Source organism: Acholeplasma laidlawii (assembly GCF_015709225.1).
Lineage (GTDB): Bacteria > Bacillota_I > Bacilli_A > Acholeplasmatales > Acholeplasmataceae > Acholeplasma > Acholeplasma laidlawii_A.
This window is the reverse complement of record NZ_JADNRS010000029.1, coordinates 175773-191304: the sequence shown is the minus strand read 5'-3', so window position 1 is coordinate 191304 and position 15532 is coordinate 175773. Positions and strand designations below refer to the sequence as shown.

Sequence of the window (15532 nt, the reverse complement as noted above, 5' to 3'; positions counted from 1 at the left end):
TTCTTGATGTCAAGTATTCGATTTTCTTATATTTTATTCTATATAAATATATTATATAGAAGGGTTTTTTAACATTTTTTAGTCCAAATAGAAAAACAAAACCATGATTTCACATGATTATTGTTTTAATAACTTAGCCACGGGCGCAAAAGTTTTACGGTGAATTGGTGATACACCGTATAAATTTAGTGCCTCTAAATGTTTTTTTGTACCATAACCTTTATGGTCTTTAAATCCATATTGTGGGTATACTCTATCATAATCCACCATCAATTTATCTCTGGTTACCTTAGCAATAATACTTGCCGCAGCAATCGACAAAGATAATTGATCGCCATGTTTAATTGAAGTATAGGGTGTATCCTTTATATCCATATGATCAGTTAATGCATATTCTGGTTTAATACTTAGTTTTGACACAGCATCTTCCATGGCATGCCTTGCTGCTTCTAATATATTTATCTTATCAATCACTTCATGACTTACAATGCTTACACCAATTGCAAGTGCATGTGTTGTAATTAGTTCATATAAAGTTTCACGCTTTTTAGCTGATAAAGTTTTAGAATCATTAATATCTTTATGATAAAAGCCCTTTTCAAAAATAACAGCTGCAGCAACAACTGGACCAGCTAGTGGACCACGTCCTGCTTCATCCACACCACAAATATAGGTGTAGCCTTTATCATAAAGTTCTTTTTCAAATGCTAGATTGTCTATGGTCAAAGCTCAGTGCTCCTAAATTTCTATTTCTTATATCCGTTAATAATATAGTGTATACTCTTTCATAATCAGTTTCGCCACCTTTAACAATAGCGCCTCTTACTTTACCAATATGATCAAGTATTTCAACTTCATTTAAATCCTGGACATTTTCAATACCATAGCGTTCTTTTAAACGTATTGGATAATATTCTTTTAAGTAGTTAATTGCATAGATTACTACTTGGTTCATTGGCAGTGTATCATCTTTAATCGCACCAGTTATTGCAAGTGCAAACCCTACAGTTTCATCTTCAAATTTTGGCCATAATACACCTGGTGTATCAAGGAGTTCGAAGTGTGGGTTGATTTTAATCCATTGTTGGGATTTAGTCACACCTGGTTTATTTCCAACGTTTGTTGCCTTTTTAGATACTAACTTATTGATCAAGGTAGATTTACCAACATTTGGTATACCTAAAATCATTCCACGTACACGGTCAAACTTCATACCTTTATTTTTAGATCTTAAAATCTTTTCTTCTAAGATTTCTTTACTTCTACTATAAATTTTATTTACATTGAAGCCATCATTACTATTAATGAGTAAGGTATAAAAACCTTGGGCTTCATAAAATTCTACCCATTTATCTACAGTTTTTCTATCAGCTAAATCGATTTTGTTGAACAATAAAAGTGTTGGTTTGTCACCAACAATTTTAAGAATCTCTGGATTCATACTACTAAATGGTAATCTTGCATCTACGAGCAAAAATACCATATCCATGAGTTTAATTTTTTCCTTGATTTCTCTCAAGGACTTGAACATATGTCCTGGAAACCATTGAACTTGTTTCATTATAATCCCAACTTTTCTAAAATTTCTCGTAAGCTTAACATATCAATTAAGACTTCACGCGCTTTGGTTCCTTGTGCAGGTGAAACAATACCATATTGTTCTAATAAGGTAGCTATTTTTTGAGCACGGTTAAAACCAATATTATATTCTTTTTGAATGCCATTGATAGAACAACTATTTTCACTTACTACATATTCTGCAACTTGTGCGAATAGTTCATCATCAATGGTATCTTTTGCTTGCACAATATGTCTTAAATCTTCATGTTTTAAGATATATTGTGGTGTTGTTTGTTGTCTAATAAAATCAATGACAGCATCAATTTCGTTATTTGAAATATAAGCACCTTGTAATCTTACAGGTCTTTCCGCCTCTTTTAAAAGCATATCCCCTCTACCAAGTAATTGCTCAGCACCTGCACCATCTAAAATGGTTGTAGAGTCTGTAAAACTTGCTACTCTAAATGCAATACGTGTAGGAATATTTGACTTTATAGTACCTCTAATGACATCGACCGTTGGTCTTTGAGTTGCTACAAGTAAGTGAATACCTGCTGCACGTGCTTTTTGAGTGATACGTTGAATGGCATTTTCAACATCATGTGCAGCAACCATCATAAGGTCCGCTAACTCATCAATGACGATTAAAATCAAAGGCATTTTTTGTTCATCAATAAATCCCTTTTTAACATTCTCATTAAAACTACCAATATCTCTTGATCTTGTACCTGCAAATTTCTTATAGCGATCTTCCATTTCATCAACGACCCAGTTTAGTGCTGTTGCAGCCATTTTGGGATCTGTAATAACAGGCGTGATTAAATGAGGTAGATCGTTATATGGTGTAAGTTCTACCATTTTAGGGTCAATTAAAATTAGTTTTAAGTCTTCTGGTCTGTTCTTTAATAATAAAGAAATTAATATAGAGTTCACACAAACAGACTTACCAGATCCAGTACCACCAGCAATTAAACCGTGTGGCATTTTAGCGATATCTACATAAATGTTTGTACCATCGATATCCTCCCCTAAAGCTACTTTAAGTGGATGTTTATGATCTTCTAAAAATTCATCTGTATCTACAACATTACCAAATGATACAATATCAGCAATCTTATTTGGAACTTCAATACCAACAAATGGTTTACCTGGAATTGGTGCTTCAATACGTAGCGTTTTAGCAGCTAAATTCATCATCAAGTTGTCCTGAAGACTCGTAATACGTTTTACAGGAACACCTGGTTCTAGAGAAATCTCGTGTCTTGTAACTGTCGGTCCTTTTTTAGATTGAGCTACTTCACCTTCAACAGCGTGATCAATTAAGGTTTGATTAATACGTTCAACTTGTTCCACTAACCATTCAGGTTTGTCATCTGCACTTCTTTCTACTTTTTTAAGCAGTGTTAATGGCGGTAGTTGATAATTACTTGTCGGTGTGTGTGCTTTAAATGCTTGTCTAACTTCCGTTTTCTTAGGTTCAATATATTTAGGCGTTGTTTGCTCTGGGTAATCCTCGCTAATTTCTTCACCAAAATTAGCTTTGATTTGAATCTCTTTACTTGGACGTTTAAATGTATCCACATCAAGACCACCAATTTCCGGTGTTGTCTCAATATGTTTACCACGCATCCAAGGTGGTAGTGTATTTTCTGTTGTTTCCACGTGATTCATTTTAATTGGTAGTATCTCTTCTTCAACTTTAGGTTCAAAGGCTTGATCTTCCTTTACAGGTGCCTCTTGATTTTTATTTTTATAAGAATCTATACCAAAAATTTGTTTTCTTGTTTCTTTAGAAATAATACCATCTTTGAATTCATAGTACTTATTACCGGTTTTTTGAATATTGACTTGATCATCCATTTTAGGTACAGTTCTAAAGGCGTCATATTTCTTTACTTTATCACCAATGACTCTAACAACGAACGGTACATGAATTTCATCTTTAACGTCACTACCAAAAAGCGGTGAGATAAATCTTTCCTTAACATATTTATGTTGTTTACGAATACCATCTATTTTAGGTATCTGAGGTATTGTAAAAACTTCTTGATACACATCTTTTTGTTTATTTTTACGCTTCAAGATTCTCTTCCCCCTTTAAATCTGCTTCAATGTCCTTATATAACTCTTCAATGCCTGAATCCAATGTTTTATCTTGATTAAATACTTTCTTAGAGTATATTTTGTAAGTTTCCTCACCAGTTAGTGAGATCACTACTAAACCTAATTTAATCATAATGACATGTGTTACATTATTTAATACTAATCTTCTAAACCAATACACTGGGTTTACAACATTTAATACCATCATAGACTGTTTAATAATCTCGTTGACTTTTAACTTGTTGGTTGCTTTAACAAGGAGATTATTATCTATTTTTGTTTTAGCTTCACTTAAGGTAAATAATCTTCTTAAGGTAATACCTTTAAACATCTTTAAGATTGGTTTTTCTAATAACTCATTAAAACGATCTGATACATACTTAAGTAGTACTAATGATTCATCCAGTGATAGTTCTAAATAAGGATACTTACTTTTAGGATAAAACTTAGTAGCAATATCTGCACTTAATTCTAGAGCTACATTCATTAAATGTGGTCCATAACCTGATGCTGTTCTTAACTTTTTATCTTTAAACGTTTTATGTGCATCTTCAATAAGCCATTGAATCTCTTTTTCATCAATGTCTTCTTCTTGCACTTTAGCCCCTCTTAAACCTTTATTTAATGAAGCAAGAACCGCAACAAGATACCATAAAGATAGTAAAATAACACCAAATAACACCCCTGAAAAAAAGGTTATAAGCCAGCCAATATTTACTTCAATAAAACCTAAGTCCCAAATCATAAGTTATTTATACCATCCTTTACATAAATTATACTATATTTATGCCATAATTGGGCTTATAAACTTGTAAGAAGCATTATTATATGCGATAATGGACTTTAACAAATGATGGAGGTTTCATAATGGAAAGACACTTAATTGCTATAGATTTAGACGGCACATTATTAAATAATGCTTCAAAAATACCTTTAAAGAATAAAGAAGTGATACATAAACTCTTAGACAAAGGTCATATGGTGGTACTCGCAACAGGTAGACCATTTCACGCAACTATTGATATCTACAATGAACTTGATTTATCAACACCTGTAATTACTGATAATGGTGGTAACATTAGAGAACCTAAAAATCCTAAATTTCAAATTGTAACCGATGGTATCACAGTTGAGGTTGCACATAAATTATTTTTATATACTAAACAACATCTTGTATCTGCATTTTACTCTTATGGTGATCATGTCTACGCTTATAAGTATTTAGATAGATTACATAACATTTTTATGGGTAGTCAAAATGCTAAAATTATCCACGCAGAATTTGACCAACTACAACATACACCAACCGGTATGATTTACTTAGTTGAAAATGCATTTATGCAAAACTTTGAATCTTATATAAATAATGATTTAAAGGATGAAGTCGGTTTTAGATTATGGGGTAGTGATTCTAAACATGCAGTGTATGAAATCTATAAGACTGGTTCCTCTAAATTATCAGCTATTTTGTGGGTAGCAGATCATTTTGGAATTGATAAGAAAAACACTATAGCATTTGGTGATGGTCTAAATGATATTGAAATGATTCAAGGTGTAGCACTTGGTCTTGCAATGCCAAATGGTACAACAGAGTTAAAAGCTGTTGCAGATAAAATCCTAGATACAGACAATGATAATGCCGGTGTTGGCCACTTCTTAGAACAATACTTTAATCTATAAAATATAAATGAGCACATATTAAATGTGCTCATTTTTTTAGCTGATATTCATCACTGACATCACACTATCTTCATTAAAGCCTTTAGACATTAAATAACGATAGATTTTTTGTTGTTTCTTTTTATAATCAGTTTCCTTTTCATACTTTTTAAGTGCTAACTTAAACTGCTTATATAAAGGAATTTTTTCATTATAATTTTCTAAAGCGTAGTCGATGTCTTTTTGTTCAAATTGATAAAACTTTAACTTTTCTTCTAACTGTAGATAAGAGTACCCCTTATTTTGAAGTCCTCGAATCATTTTATAGTCATCAATGATACGCATTTTTTTAAGGATCATAATGGCATCATACGTATTATGCATACCTTGTTCATTTAGGTACTTAATCACTTGATTTTCAGACTTACCATAGGAAGCAAATTTGATCGCCTTATTGAGTAGTTTATGTTTTTCCATTGCTTTTTGTAAGACTTCAACAGATTCTACTTCAATACCTGGTCTTAATCTATATTGGACTAACGTATCTTCATCAATTGTTAACTTATAACCATTTTGAAATTCAACTTGGTAATTGGTTTTAAGTTTTCTAACCTCTTTGACTATCATGTGAGATCGTCACGGTGAAAACCTTCACCTAATACTTCTTTTGTTGAGATAATGAGTGTAAATGCGTTTGGATCTATTTGTGTAATAAACTCTTTAGCAATATAGAGTTGTTGGCGATTCATCGTAGTAAGTACTAATTCTTTTTCAATACCAGAGTAGCCACCGACAGCTTTTAATCTTGTTACACCTCGGTCTATACGTTCATAAATTGCATCTTTAATCTCATCATGTTTTTTGGTAATAATCATCAGTGCAAAGGCGTTTCTTCCAAATATCGCTGTTTTTTCTAACATATATGCTGTTAATAACATAGCTAAAATAGCAAATAACCCATTTTGTAGACTTATAAATGCACCAAGTAAAATAATTAAACCATCTGTTAGATAAACTGCCACAGAAAATGGTACTTTTAAATATTTATTGATAATCTTTTGAAAGATATCCATACCACCTGTGGTTGCATTATATCTTAAGACTAGACCAAGACCCACACCAGCTAATACCCCACTAGCAATACTTGCTACTAAGAGTTGATAGTGTAGATCAATTTGATTTAGTATAAGTGTATCTTCTATCTTTAAAACTTCAAATAATGTCACTAAAACAGGTGACAAAATACTTGCAAATACAGTCTTTAAAAAGAAATCTTTACCAAATAAAATACCGCCAATTGTAAGTGCTACAATATTTAACATGAGATAGGTAATACCTGTAGAAAATGGAATTAATGGTTCAAGCATTAAACTAATTCCCATCATACCACCTGTGATCAAACCCATTGGTTGCATAAAAAAGTAAAATGCCAAGTGTAGTAAAAACACACCTAGAGTAATGAGTGTATATGATTTAATCATTTCTTTATTCATAGGCTTTACTCTTCAAATAAGCATTAATGAAACCGTCAATATCTCCATCCATGACAGACTGAATATTACCGACTTCATAATTTGTTCTGTGATCTTTGACCATTTGATATGGTTGGAATACATAAGATCTAATTTGACTACCCCAACCAATATCTGATTTTTCACCCTTAAGGGCATTTAACTTCGCTTGTTTTTCTTCTAGTTCTTTTTGTATCAGTTTAGATTTTAAAATTTGCATCGCTGCTTCTTTATTCTTGATCTGACTACGTTCATTTTGAATATTAACGACAATACCTGATGGTATATGCGTTAATCTTACAGCGGAGTAAGTCGTATTAACGGATTGACCCCCTGCACCAGAGGATTGGAATGTATCCATACGAATGTCATCATCTTTTAATTCAACTTCACTTGTTTCATCAATTTCAGGTGCTACATCACATGAAACAAAGGATGTATGTCTTCTTTTATTGGAGTCAAATGGTGAGATACGAACTAATCTGTGAACACCACGTTCAGACTTTAAATTACCATAAGCATACGGACCAGAAATTCGTAATGTAACAGATTTGACACCCGCTTCTTCACCCGCTAAGTAGTTTAGTATTTCTACCTTATACCCTTTATAGCCAGCAAAGCGTTCATACATTCGCATTAAAATACCACACCAGTCCATGGATTCTGTTCCACCAGCACCTGGATGAAGTTCTAAGATTGCATTGTTATGATCATATTCTCCATTGAGTAATACTTCAATTTCAAACTCGGAAATCTTCTTTTGAAGTGAATCAATTTCATCTTCTAAAACATCCCAACTCTCAGTACCTTCTTTGGCTTCTTCAAGCCACATCAGTGCATCTTCATATTGATTTTGAATCGATGTAATAGTTTGTTTTTTCTCTGTAAGTTGATTTAATTCTTGGCTAATCTTTTTTGCTTGATTTGAATCATTCCAAAAATTAGGATTTGCCATGATGGGTTCGATTTCTTTTAATCTGTTATTAATAGCATCTAAATCTAAAGCATTTTCTAAATCTTTAATTTTTGTTTCAAAAAGTTCTAGTGTCTTATTTACTTCGTACTTTTCCATAACTACCTTCTATTCCACGGTAATTGACTTCTGTGAGCACGCTTAGGTTGTTTACGTTTTTGTTTAGAAGCATCTTCACCTTGGTTTGTGCTTGTATTTTTAACAACCGCTTCACGGCTAACATTTAATTCAATACGACCCAGTGCAGCATATCTAGCAATATCTTTTGAAATATTGTAGCGCATTTCATCAAACATACGTTTTCCTTCTTTTTGGTAAATAATTAACGGATTTTGTTGACCGTATGATTGTAGTCTAACACCTTGTCGTAACTCACTCATTGCATCAATATGACGCATCCAATAAGTATCAATTACACGTAACATGATTACTTTTAAAAACTCATTGTACACTTCTTGAGGTACAACTTCTTTTTTGCTTACTAATAATTTAATCGCAAGATCTTTATAATGGTTGACAATTTCTACTTCATCCATTTCATTTACATCTTCAATTTTAACCATACCTTTAGGTATTAAGAAACTTTCAAAATGGTGAACAATTGCTTCATCTTTAATTTCAAATTTATTTCTTCCGTGAGGAATAATAAACTCATCGATTTCAGCTTCAACAATTGTTTCAATAAACTTAATGACTTCTGCTTCAACAGTTTCTTTAGTTAAAATAGAAGTACGTTCAGCATAAATAATTTCTCTTTGCACTCTTAAAACATCGTCATATCTTAAGACATTTTTTCTAATTTCTGAGTTGACACCTTCACTACGTTTTTGTGCACCAGTAATTAAAGATGTAATCATCTTAGAAGTTACTGGTTCACCGGTTGCTTGGGCACGTTGAAGTGTTTCAATAATTGTTCTAAAACGGTCTCCTCCACGACGTACCATGAGTTCATCTTCTGCAGATAAGTAGAATCTTGAAAAACCAGGATCCCCTTGACGTCCAGAACGACCTCTTAACTGATTATCAATACGTCTAGCATCGTGTTTTTCAGAACCTAATACTGCTAAACCACCAAGTTCCACTACACCTTCACCAAGTTTAATGTCGGTACCACGTCCAGCCATGTTGGTCGCGATTGTAACCCCACCTTTTTGACCAGCTTTAGCAACAATTTCAGCTTCTCTTTCATGGTTTTTAGCGTTTAATACTTCATGGTTAATACGATGTTTGCGTAATTCCATACTTAAAAATTCTGATGTTTCAACTGCAATTGTACCAATTAATATGGGTTGCCCAATTTCGTGTCTACGTTTGATCTCTTCAATTAATGCTTGATATTTTTCTTCTGCTGTTACAAAGAAGTAATCTTTAGCATCTTCTCTAATGACTGGTTTATTTGTAGGAATTTCAATAACACTCATGTTATAAATTTCTACAAATTCATCTTCTTCTGTTTTTGCAGTACCCGTCATACCAGATAATTTTTTATACATTCTAAAGAAGTTTTGGTACGTAATTGTAGCTACTGTAACAGTTTCTTTTTTAATTTCAACGTTTTCTTTGGCTTCAAGTGCTTGGTGTAGACCTTCACTAAATTGTCTACCCTTTAGTACACGACCTGTAAATTGGTCAATAATTAAAACTTCACCTTCTACAACCATATATTCTTTGTCTATAAACATGGTGAAATTCGCTTTTAAAGCATTGTTGATGTGATGTAATAAAGATACATGACTTAAGTCGTATAAGTTTTCAATATTAAATAAGCTTTCTGCCTTAGCAATACCTTCAGGTGTTAACTCGACAGTATTTGCCTCTACATCGAGTTCATATTCATGATCACTTAAAGATTTTACAAAACGATCAGATTGTTGGTATAAGTTTTGAGTTTGTTTAGCTGGACCTGAAATAATCAAAGGTGTTCTAGCCTCATCAATTAAAATCGAGTCAACCTCATCAATAATTGCGTATGGGTAGCCTCTTTGTGCAACCATATCTTTATGATATAAGACCATGTGATCTCTTAAGTAGTCAAAGCCTAACTCTGAGTTCGTAGAGTACATAATATCACAAGCATATGCTGCCTTTTTGCCATCTCTATCTAAGTCTCTAATATTTAAGCCTACAGTTAATCCTAAGAATCTAAATAGATCACCAATCTCACCTTCTGCTTCACGCTTAGCTAAGTATTCGTTGACTGTAACAATATGCACACCATTACCATTTAAGGCATTTAAATATGCAGGTAAAACAGCGGTTAAGGTTTTACCTTCACCAGTTCTCATTTCTGCAATATTACCATCGTGAATGGCCATACCACCTACTAATTGTACAAAATATGGTGTAAGCCCAGTTACACGTTTTGAAGCTTCTCTAACTGTTGCAAATGCCTCAACTAAAATATCGTCTAAAGTTTCTCCGTTTTTAATGCGATCTTTAAAAATTTTAGTTTGATTTTTTAATGCTTCGTCACTCATCGCTTTCATTGTATCTTCTAGAGCCATTATTTTATGAGCTACTTTGTTATATTTTTTTACTGCTTTTTTGGTTGAATCAAATAGTCCAAACATAACATCACTTCCTTTACTTGTTTAAGTTTATGTGTAATTAATTAATCTTTATTTAATCTAAAATGATTTGGCATAATACCCAAATCAAACATTATCATTGTTTACTTATCAATCATCTATAGATGACATCACTAAATGATACCATATTTAATATGATTTCTCCAAATAATCCCAACTATTTCAAATGACTTTTACATAAATATCGTGTTTTTTTATACTAAATTCAATATTTACTATTAATTCATTTTATTTGTATTATTTTTATTCAAATATGTATATATAAAAAATAAAAGGGTACTTTTTAGTACCCTCTTTGGTATGCTTTATAAACTGTCTACTTCTTCTTTAGTCAGCAAGATGTCTGCTTCAAAGAAATCTTTTCTTTTATACTTTTTCATCTTTGCTATAATGTTTGAAGGAAATGCTACTATTTTGTGATTAAAATTAGAAACATTTTTATTATATAATTTTCTAGTGCTTTGTAAACTTTCTTCTAGGATAATCCATTCGTCCAGTTTTTCTTTAATCTCTTTTGATGTTTTTAAATCTTCATGATCTGTAATCATTTCATATAACATGTGCATAGATTGAGTTAATTGAAATGATATATCTTGTTTTTGTTCAACACTATCTGTATTTGAAATGACTGATATTTCAAGCATTTCATTTAGTATTTTAGCTTCAATTGTTAAACTTCTTTTAGTTTGTTCTATCATAAAATTTAACAGGTGATGTTTATTCATGATTATTTCATCTATGTCAACCATTAAATCTTCAATATTATCTTTATTCTTTTTAAAATTATTAGAATCGATTAGATACCAAACCCATATAATTACTAGAATCAGTACTATCGTACCTGCTACAATGTAAAGCCATATTAAATTGTCCATCTTACTGTCACCCTCTCAAGCTTTTTACGGTTAGTGAATATGTGTATTTTATACTAATTGTTCGAAAATATCAATTTTATCTAATTTTTCCCAACTTAAATTAGAATCTAACTTACCAAAATGGCCATTATGAGTGGTTTGTTTGAAGATTGGGTTCGTAAGTCCAAGATAATTAATAATTGCTTTAGGTCTTAAATCAAAGTTTTTAGAAATTGTTTCAGCAATCACTTCATTACTTACTTTGGATGTGCCAAAAGTGTTTACATATAAACTTACTGGCTCTGCAACACCAATTGCATAAGCCAATTGGATTTCGCAAGTTTTTGCAATACCACTTCCTACGACTTGTTTTGCTAAGTATCTTGCCATATAAGATGCTGATCTGTCTACTTTAGATGCATCTTTACCACTAAATGCACCACCACCGTGGCGTGAGTATCCACCGTAAGTGTCTACAATAAGTTTACGACCTGTTAAACCACTATCTCCTACTGGTCCACCAATGACAAATCTACCGGTTGGATTAATATAGTATTTAGTGTTATCTGTAATTAAATGTTTTGGAATGACTTCTAAGATAACATGTTCCATCATGTCGTCTTTAACACTTTCAAGTGTCTTTGAAGCTTCATGTTGAGTAGATAATACAATCGCTGTAACTTCCAGTGGTTCGTGGTTTTCATTATATAAAACAGATACTTGAGATTTACCATCTGGTCCAAGTCCTGATACAATACCTTCTTCTCTAACAAAAGCTAAACGTTTAGTTAATTCATGTGCGAGAAAAATTGGTAAAGGTAAAAGTTCTTTCGTATCATCTTTAGCATAACCAAACATAATACCTTGATCCCCTGCACCTTGTTCTTTATTATCTGTTTCATCAACCCCTAGTGCGATATCTGCACTTTGTTTATGAATGTTAACATGATAGGTTGCTGATTTTGCATCAAAGATGAATTTTTCATCATTATAACCACAAAAATCGATTGCTTTTTTTGCAGTTTCAATAATAATCTCATCTGTTAATATATAACTTGTTGATACCTCACCAAAAATATAAACCGTTGTATGTGCTAAAGCAACCTCAATCGCACAACGTGCTTTAGGGTCATTTGTTAATACTAAATCTAATACTGAATCTGCTATAAAATCCGCTACTTTATCCGGATGTCCTTTAGAGACACTTTCGCTTGAAAATATGTAACTCATAATATTTACCTCTTTCTTCCTTTACTTAATAAAAACACTTCCCAAGAAGGAAGTGATGTAATCTCCTTATTGGTGGGTTAGCCCCCTGTCAGTTGAGCACCTAAATTAAATAGGTTGCTGCAGGGTCAAAGGACTGATCACCTCACCTGCTCTGAATAAGTTTTTATTGAATTGTTAATATGATAACCTTTATTAGATATTTTGTAAACTAAGATACATAATTATGTAAAATATGTTTTATAAATCATGATAAAGTTGATCAATTTCTGTGTTGTATTTAAAGAATGTTTCCCTTAATGAATAATCAAAATATGGTGTTAATTGTTTCTTAAATAAGTCCATCGTTTGTGGGTGGCTGTTTGGATGATAGTATGTCGATAAACTTCTTAAAGAAACATAACAATCCGCCAGTAAGATAATTTGATTTGGTATCTCAAATTGGATTTTATTCATTTGTTGAGCAAATGCTTCATCAGCACTTCCTTCATAATGTGCTCTAATAATATCATTAGATTTTTGAGCAAGTTGAATTCTTTTACCAATTTTTGCACCTAAATCTGTCTTTTCTTTTAATACTTCATAGGTATGTTCATTATAGCTATCTGTTTCTATCATTAAATCCTTGATTTCATCAAATCTTAAATGAATCAGTGCGTATTTTTCTAACTCAATTTTGTCTTGTTCATCCAAGTGATAAAATGTAGCTATTTTTGATGCAACAGATGCCACATTATAGGCATGTCTTTCATTTAATATGGTACTTGCAGATTGAAATACAACGTTAAATAATGATCTAACGATATGCGTGAAGTCCATTTGTACTTCACGGCGTTTGTTCAATTCCTTTTTTCTTTCTTCCTGGATGGATTGTCCAATAGAAACAATAATATAATTGATTAAATAAAATAATATAAATATAACTGTTCTTAAGGCTAAGTCAGCTACTTGAATAGCTAGTACTGGATCAGTAAATATCGTTGATAAGAACTCTTGCCAAGTAAGGCCTAAATTAAAGAAATTATAAGTAATGGATATATGTATTAATGTAACAAACCCAACTAATGAAACAAATGAGTTTGATAGTAACCTTTTGTCTTGGTAAAGCGATATTTGAACTAACGCATAAAATATTAATACGTAACTTGCAGTTTCAAACGGCGCATTTTGTCCGACTGCATAAACACGTATATAAACCATCACTGCAGATATAAAAATCCAAAAACTAGATACATACATAGCAATCTGTTGTTTTGTTAAATCGTTGTGGTCTAAGTCGATAAGCTTAGATTGTAGTCTACCTACTGTATAGGTAATTGGTAGAGCAGCAATAGCAAAAATCCAATCGGTTGTCGGATTGGCAACACTAAAGCCTAGAATGAAAAACACTAAAGAATATAGCAAGTTTGATATAAATACGATGTTTTTAATCACTACATTTCTTCTATATAAAACAGCTACGTCATTAGCAATATCAATTCCAGTTTCAAAACCAAAATATTTAGAAAACAGCTTTTTTCCAAAGCCCTTTAACCTATGCTTTTGGTTCTTTAAGCCCATAAATTATCTTTTCCTTTTTTTCAAATCAAATAAGCTAATTTTTTGGTAACTTGGATTTTCAAGTGCGATATCTTCATTCATCACTTGAGCAACACGAGTAGATGCAGCCGCAGCAATAGCGCCTACAATATCATCCATCATTGTATGCACAACACCTTCGGTTTTACCAGCATCATTTAATCTTTTTACGATACCATGTTTGTTGACATCAATATCACCAAAGTTTGTTTGTCCAATTGCACCATAGTTTCTAGCAACATCTAAACCAATGGTTTCATCAATACCAAATAGTCCAAGATCATAGAATAAAATATCTTGAATTGGTCCTTTAAACATTTTTTCTTCAGCAAGTCTATCGACTTCTGCAGCAAATTGAATGTGGTGGAAAACATCTCTAAAAGTTAATATTTTTTCTACAGATTCCACACATAAGTTAATATCAATACCAGGATAATATTTAGATTGTTGTTGCTGTGCAATCTTTGCAATATCCAAAACAGATACATCGCATCTATTTTTCAAGGTGTCGATGTTAATTTTTAACATCTCATCTCGGTTATATAAGAGTTTCGGTTTACTCATCTATTTTTCCTCCGTTAATAAATAGGCTTTGCCCATTCAAATAATCTTTAACCTTCATTTGTTTTTTACCTGATTGTTGTAATTCTATTAATTCTATGGCTCTATCACTCGTACCAATAAATATTCTTTTATTTTCTATACGAATTTCACCTCTTTGAATGTCTATTATATCACTTATTGCTGATTTAAACACCTTAACCGTAGTGTTTTTGATGTTAAAATGCGCTCCAACGTTAGGACTTAAGCCTCTAATACGGTTATGATTCCATAATGCCGACTTGTTAAAATCAAGTGCTTCATCACTGTATTTAAGTGTAAATGCAAACGTAACTTCATCCTCATTTTGTGGTGTACTTTGATATGTTTTATTTAAAACACTCATCAGATTTTCTTTTAATAGATCTCTACCTGCTAGTGATAACTTATTAGATAAAGTGCCGTAATCATCCAGAGGATCAATTTCTACTTCTACCTTTTTAATCATGGCACCGGCATCCATTTTATATACCATTTCCATTAAGGTAATACCTGTTTTATCATCACCATTAAATAATGCATATTGAATTGGTGCACCACCACGGTATTTAGGTAATAATGAACCATGAATGTTAATTGCAGGAATTGCTTCTAAAAGGGCTTTAGGAAGTATTTGACCATAGCTTGCTGTAATGATTAAGCTTGGCTTTAAATCAATGATATGTTGATAATCCTGACGTAATTTTTCGGGTTGAAAAACCTCGATATTATGTGCTAAAGCAAGTGACTTAACTGGTGATGGTGTTAATATCTTTTTTCTACCAACAAATCTATCTGGTTGTGTAACAACTAGCCCAACCGGATATTGTTCTTCAATCAACATTTCTAGAATTGGTACTGAAAACTCTGGGGTACCCATAAATACAATCATAATTTACT

At 32.1% G+C, this 15532-nt stretch carries 14 protein-coding genes and 1 riboswitch; of the genes, 1 reads left to right on the top strand and 13 read right to left on the bottom strand.

All coding sequences use genetic code 11. From position 1 onward, the window contains the following. Positions 1-117 precede the first annotated feature (117 nt). From IY230_RS03070 to IY230_RS03055, 4 genes are read right to left on the bottom strand one after another with little or no spacing between them, the layout of a single operon-like run. Positions 118-726 (bottom strand): ribonuclease HII, encoded by a 609-nt coding sequence (locus IY230_RS03070; protein ID WP_196369866.1) that lies wholly within the window; start codon positions 724-726, stop codon positions 118-120. Then, positions 701-1561: a ribosome biogenesis GTPase YlqF gene (gene ylqF / locus IY230_RS03065; RefSeq protein ID WP_196369865.1), complete on the bottom strand. Its 861-nt coding sequence runs from the start codon at positions 1559-1561 to the stop codon at positions 701-703. Before ylqF ends, IY230_RS03070 begins: the two co-directional genes overlap by 26 nt. After that, positions 1561-3642: a DNA translocase FtsK gene (locus IY230_RS03060; protein ID WP_196369864.1), complete on the bottom strand. Its 2082-nt coding sequence runs from the start codon at positions 3640-3642 to the stop codon at positions 1561-1563. The genes ylqF and IY230_RS03060 overlap by 1 nt, the downstream gene beginning before the upstream one ends. Continuing rightward, complete coding sequence (locus tag IY230_RS03055; RefSeq protein ID WP_196369863.1) at positions 3632-4408, bottom strand: hypothetical protein; 777 nt, start codon at positions 4406-4408, stop codon at positions 3632-3634. Before IY230_RS03055 ends, IY230_RS03060 begins: the two co-directional genes overlap by 11 nt. A gap of 122 nt (positions 4409-4530) precedes the next feature. On the opposite strand from IY230_RS03055, the gene IY230_RS03050 reads away from it, so the two are divergent. Next, positions 4531-5343, top strand: a complete 813-nt coding sequence (locus tag IY230_RS03050; protein WP_196369862.1) for an HAD family hydrolase — start codon at positions 4531-4533, stop codon at positions 5341-5343. 36 nt (positions 5344-5379) lie between these two features. On the opposite strand, the gene IY230_RS03045 is transcribed toward IY230_RS03050, so the two are convergent. The 9 genes from IY230_RS03045 to fmt all read right to left on the bottom strand — a co-directional run bounded on the left by IY230_RS03045 (position 5380) and on the right by fmt (position 15524). Further along, entirely contained in the window at positions 5380-5949 is a 570-nt protein-coding gene (locus IY230_RS03045) for a RecX family transcriptional regulator (RefSeq protein ID WP_196369861.1), read from the bottom strand. Further along, positions 5946-6815: a YitT family protein gene (locus IY230_RS03040; RefSeq protein ID WP_196369860.1), complete on the bottom strand. Its 870-nt coding sequence runs from the start codon at positions 6813-6815 to the stop codon at positions 5946-5948. Before IY230_RS03040 ends, IY230_RS03045 begins: the two co-directional genes overlap by 4 nt. Then, positions 6808-7905 (bottom strand): peptide chain release factor 2, encoded by a 1098-nt coding sequence (gene prfB / locus IY230_RS03035; protein ID WP_196369859.1) that lies wholly within the window; start codon positions 7903-7905, stop codon positions 6808-6810. The genes IY230_RS03040 and prfB overlap by 8 nt, the downstream gene beginning before the upstream one ends. 2 nt (positions 7906-7907) lie before the next feature. Continuing rightward, positions 7908-10376, bottom strand: a complete 2469-nt coding sequence (gene secA / locus IY230_RS03030; RefSeq protein ID WP_196369858.1) for a preprotein translocase subunit SecA — start codon at positions 10374-10376, stop codon at positions 7908-7910. 323 nt (positions 10377-10699) lie between these two features. Continuing rightward, a complete protein-coding gene (locus IY230_RS03025) occupies positions 10700-11269 on the bottom strand; it encodes a LemA family protein (protein ID WP_196369857.1) in 570 nt (189 codons plus the stop codon). A 48-nt stretch (positions 11270-11317) separates the two neighbouring features. After that, positions 11318-12478 (bottom strand): methionine adenosyltransferase, encoded by a 1161-nt coding sequence (gene metK, locus IY230_RS03020; RefSeq protein WP_196369856.1) that lies wholly within the window; start codon positions 12476-12478, stop codon positions 11318-11320. A 63-nt stretch (positions 12479-12541) separates the two neighbouring features. Beyond that, a riboswitch (SAM riboswitch) is annotated at positions 12542-12640 on the bottom strand. Between the two features lie 75 nt (positions 12641-12715). Then, positions 12716-14035, bottom strand: a complete 1320-nt coding sequence (locus tag IY230_RS03015) for a hypothetical protein (RefSeq protein ID WP_196369855.1) — start codon at positions 14033-14035, stop codon at positions 12716-12718. A 3-nt stretch (positions 14036-14038) separates the two neighbouring features. Beyond that, positions 14039-14617: a phosphatidylglycerophosphatase A family protein gene (locus IY230_RS03010; RefSeq protein WP_196369854.1), complete on the bottom strand. Its 579-nt coding sequence runs from the start codon at positions 14615-14617 to the stop codon at positions 14039-14041. Continuing rightward, positions 14610-15524 (bottom strand): methionyl-tRNA formyltransferase, encoded by a 915-nt coding sequence (gene fmt, locus IY230_RS03005; RefSeq protein WP_196369853.1) that lies wholly within the window; start codon positions 15522-15524, stop codon positions 14610-14612. Before fmt ends, IY230_RS03010 begins: the two co-directional genes overlap by 8 nt. Positions 15525-15532 lie beyond the last annotated feature (8 nt).

Bases quoted from the DNA above. Each gene is read 5' to 3' on its own strand.
- ylqF (WP_196369865.1), bottom strand. From the start codon at position 1,561: ATGAAACAAGTTCAATGGTTTCCAGGACATATGTTCAAGTCCTTGAGA.
- IY230_RS03055 (WP_196369863.1), bottom strand. From the start codon at position 4,408: ATGATTTGGGACTTAGGTTTTATTGAAGTAAATATTGGCTGGCTTATA.
- IY230_RS03050 (WP_196369862.1), top strand. From the start codon at position 4,531: ATGGAAAGACACTTAATTGCTATAGATTTAGACGGCACATTATTAAAT.
- IY230_RS03045 (WP_196369861.1), bottom strand. From the start codon at position 5,949: ATGATAGTCAAAGAGGTTAGAAAACTTAAAACCAATTACCAAGTTGAA.
- IY230_RS03040 (WP_196369860.1), bottom strand. From the start codon at position 6,815: ATGAATAAAGAAATGATTAAATCATATACACTCATTACTCTAGGTGTG.
- prfB (WP_196369859.1), bottom strand. From the start codon at position 7,905: ATGGAAAAGTACGAAGTAAATAAGACACTAGAACTTTTTGAAACAAAA.
- secA (WP_196369858.1), bottom strand. From the start codon at position 10,376: ATGTTTGGACTATTTGATTCAACCAAAAAAGCAGTAAAAAAATATAAC.
- IY230_RS03025 (WP_196369857.1), bottom strand. From the start codon at position 11,269: ATGGACAATTTAATATGGCTTTACATTGTAGCAGGTACGATAGTACTG.
- metK (WP_196369856.1), bottom strand. From the start codon at position 12,478: ATGAGTTACATATTTTCAAGCGAAAGTGTCTCTAAAGGACATCCGGAT.
- IY230_RS03015 (WP_196369855.1), bottom strand. From the start codon at position 14,035: ATGGGCTTAAAGAACCAAAAGCATAGGTTAAAGGGCTTTGGAAAAAAG.
- IY230_RS03010 (WP_196369854.1), bottom strand. From the start codon at position 14,617: ATGAGTAAACCGAAACTCTTATATAACCGAGATGAGATGTTAAAAATT.
- fmt (WP_196369853.1), bottom strand. From the start codon at position 15,524: ATGATTGTATTTATGGGTACCCCAGAGTTTTCAGTACCAATTCTAGAA.